We start from the raw sequence: 537 nt of genomic DNA, 5'->3' as shown, positions 1-537 counted from the left end.
AATTCCATCCCGTGGGAATCCCTTAAATAAAAGGAACTGGAATCGCCTTGGTTGTAATTGAACTTGGTGAGTTCATTCAAGGTCTGCACCAGCCGTTCCCTTTGAGTGGCCAATCCACGCAATTTCTCAAATTTTTGGATACGGTCATCCAGGTTTACGGAAGCCTTACTCGTTTTCACGCTCGCTTTTGTTTTTGCGTTGGCCGTTGGTTTACCAGTGGCTTCTTCGGTCAACTTCTTTTTTACTTCATTTTTGGATGAAGTGGTTTGCTTTTTTGCAATCCCGTTTTGTTTTACTGTTGTTGCCATAATTGAAAAATTTTAAGTTAAACAATGATTTATTGTTTTGGCTGCCTGGCAATGGCATTACCAAAACAGGGCAACAACGGCCACACTTTGGAAAAGGCAAGGCATGGGCGGTTATTTTTCCCAAAGGAAAAATGTTCGGCATCCCGAAGGGCTCGGCCTTGCAAATGCGGTTGGCGTGTGGCTACCTTTGCCAATGGTTTGGGATGCATTGCTAACAATTGGCAAAATT

Annotated in this window: 2 protein-coding genes; one reads left to right on the top strand and one right to left on the bottom strand. The window is 43.4% G+C overall.

Going from position 1 to position 537, the window contains the following annotated elements; all coding sequences use genetic code 11:
• The coding region (locus OOZ15_RS20075; RefSeq protein WP_265958203.1) for a hypothetical protein at window positions 1–308 on the bottom strand (308 nt) is incomplete at its 3' end.
• 37 nt (window positions 309–345) lie between these two features.
• Between OOZ15_RS20075 and OOZ15_RS20070 the strand changes: the two genes are divergently transcribed.
• Window positions 346–537 (top strand): hypothetical protein (locus tag OOZ15_RS20070; protein ID WP_265958202.1); only part of this gene is annotated, 192 nt, incomplete at its 3' end.

Origin of the sequence: Galbibacter kalidii (genome assembly GCF_026241135.1) — a bacterium.
In the GTDB taxonomy this organism is placed as follows: Bacteria; Bacteroidota; Bacteroidia; order Flavobacteriales; family Flavobacteriaceae; genus Galbibacter.
The sequence above is the reverse complement of the archived record's forward strand: the minus strand, read 5'-3'. Positions and strand labels throughout refer to the sequence as shown.